This window comes from Gammaproteobacteria bacterium (genome assembly GCA_003696665.1).
Lineage (GTDB): Bacteria > Pseudomonadota > Gammaproteobacteria > Enterobacterales.
Genome location: RFGJ01000634.1, coordinates 1 through 2,164, shown reverse-complemented (window position 1 = coordinate 2,164; position 2,164 = coordinate 1). Strand labels below are relative to the sequence as shown.

2 protein-coding genes are annotated in these 2,164 nt (G+C 53.7%); both read right to left on the bottom strand.

Annotated features, from left to right (window positions below):
* Positions 1-771, bottom strand: a 771-nt coding sequence (locus D6694_15260; protein RMH34344.1) for a hypothetical protein, incomplete at its 3' end; no start/stop codon positions are given.
* Positions 768-1,892: a DNA cytosine methyltransferase gene (locus D6694_15255; GenBank protein RMH34343.1), complete on the bottom strand. Its 1,125-nt coding sequence runs from the start codon at positions 1,890-1,892 to the stop codon at positions 768-770. The genes D6694_15260 and D6694_15255, both read right to left, overlap by 4 nt.
* Positions 1,893-2,164 lie beyond the last annotated feature (272 nt).

Below are 2,164 nucleotides of genomic sequence, written 5' to 3'. Positions count from 1 at the left end.
GTTGGTGACGCCTTCATGATACGTTCCCACGATTCGCGCCATCTGGATTTTGAGGACGGCGTCCAGTTGCTCCTGGAATTCCCGAAAGGCGTCTTCGGCGCCGCGGAAGCGAATTTCGAACCGTTGCTCTGGGGGTAAGGAAGCAATCTCTTTGCGGAAGGGGGGTTGGAGCCACCAGACTTCGCGCGCCAGTTCCCGTAGCGAGGCCGTGTTCCATTCCTGTTTCAGGTCAAGCAGCCGTAATTCCGTACCATGTCCGAATGGGGGCCGGTCGCTTCGAATTTCGTACTCTACGGAGACCGAGGTCAGATCCCGCACACCATCGGCGTCTTTCACCTTGATGGCGTCTTCCCAGTCGACGTAGGACCACAACCAGGCACCGTCTCCCTCGCGAGGCACGGTTTTCAGTTCTAGTTCGTTGGCGAGGAACTGGACGCTCAATCGTCCGACTCCCTTCGAACCAGTCAGGATGCGGTGGAAATAGCGAGAAGTCGTTTGGCGTGTCTTGTGAACGGTGCCCACCCGCATCCAGAAATCGCGGAACTCTTCGAACGTCATACCGTGCCCATCGTCACGAACGACGATTTCGCCTTTGCGTCCATTTCCGAGTTCCTTGTCCGGATCGAAGGAAATTTCCACGAAAGTAGCGTCCGCGTCGTAGGCATTCTTGACGAGTTCGGCCAACGCCATGGCCGGTTTCCCGACCAGCCGTTCGCCAAGTTCTTGAAGGAGTTGGGCATCTACGGAAAAATTGATGGTGGACTTGGTCATGGTTCCCCTTGTAACCAGCCGCGATGTTGATAGATATGCAGACGGATACTTTTGGCAATCATACGCCCCAAAGCCACCGGCACGGCATTGCCGATCATGGTAGCCATCCTGGTAATTGGCGGGCGTGCATATTCTTGGGGGTCGAAGAATTGATAATCGGCAGGGAAGGTTTGCAGCAAGGCAGCCTCACGCATGGAAATGGCGCGGTCCTGCTCAGGGTGACCGAAACGCCCGTTGCCAAATCCGTAGCACTGAGTGGTAATGGTAGGAGCGAGGTCGTCCCAGGACATGCGTCCATAGACGTTCTTGTATGTCATGCCGGAATTCCTCGTGTGGCAGGCTGCTCGCAATTCTTCGGGCCAATCATGCCACGTTCCTCCAGGGCGCGATGCCCGAATGCGCTGCAAATTCTTCGGAGAGAGTCCCATGGCCGTATGCATGGGGTCGGACGGGTCGTAAGAACCAGCCTCAATGGGGGGCAGGCATCCGATGGCCTTTCGTACCGTGCGATAAGTACCAGGGTAGTGGCTGGGGCGCAAGAATTCGACTGGTCCCCATTTCGAAGCAATCAAGACCAAGCGTTTGCGGGCTTGTGGGACGCCATAATCGGGTGCATGGACGATTCGCCAGGAATGGACTACGTCTTGATAGCCGCATCGCTCCAGAGTTTTGAGAAAATCTCCGAAAACACTCCCGTCATCGAAAGTCTTCAAGCGGGGGACGTTTTCCATAGTGACGATCTCGGGCTGAACGGCTTCGATCAAGCGGGAAAACTCGTAAAGCAGGCCCCAACTTCGGTGTTTGCCTTGAATCCGTGTGTAGGCAGAGAATGGCTGGCAAGGAGCACATCCGGCCAGAATTCTGACGTGCCCTTCCGGATACCATGCGCACAACTCGCTAGATGTAACGTCTTCGACTTTCTTTTTGACGAATCGAGCACCGGGATTGTTGTATTCGTAAGCATATTCGAAGATAGGGTCGGCATCAATACCAGCAGCAACCCGGAAACCTTCGCACACGAATCCATGCGTCAGGCCGCCTGCACCGGCGAACAAGTCGACAACGGTGCAAGAATCGACACGCTTGCGGATTTTCTGCTCGACTTTCGTTCGAGTGTTCATGACCTGTTTCCTGAATTGATTGACGTATGCCGGAATGTGTGAAATGAATTATAGGTGATGAACCCAAAAATGTCGATGCCTCGTCATCGTCTTTTCCCTAACCACATCGGTCACAAGTTAAGGAGTTCCGAATTCTGTCAAGGTAGCAAATTTTTGGGCACAAATTCGCCTGTATGAGAAAATCATCTTGTTTTGGGCTTGAATCCGTTCTCTTTATCGCATGATTTTTCGGAACGATCGAACTACCGAACCGGAATTTCTGGTTGTGATAG

Coding starts and splice junctions, on each gene's coding strand:
- D6694_15255 (RMH34343.1), bottom strand. CDS start 1,892: ATGAACACTCGAACGAAAGTCGAGCAGAAAATCCGCAAGCGTGTCGAT.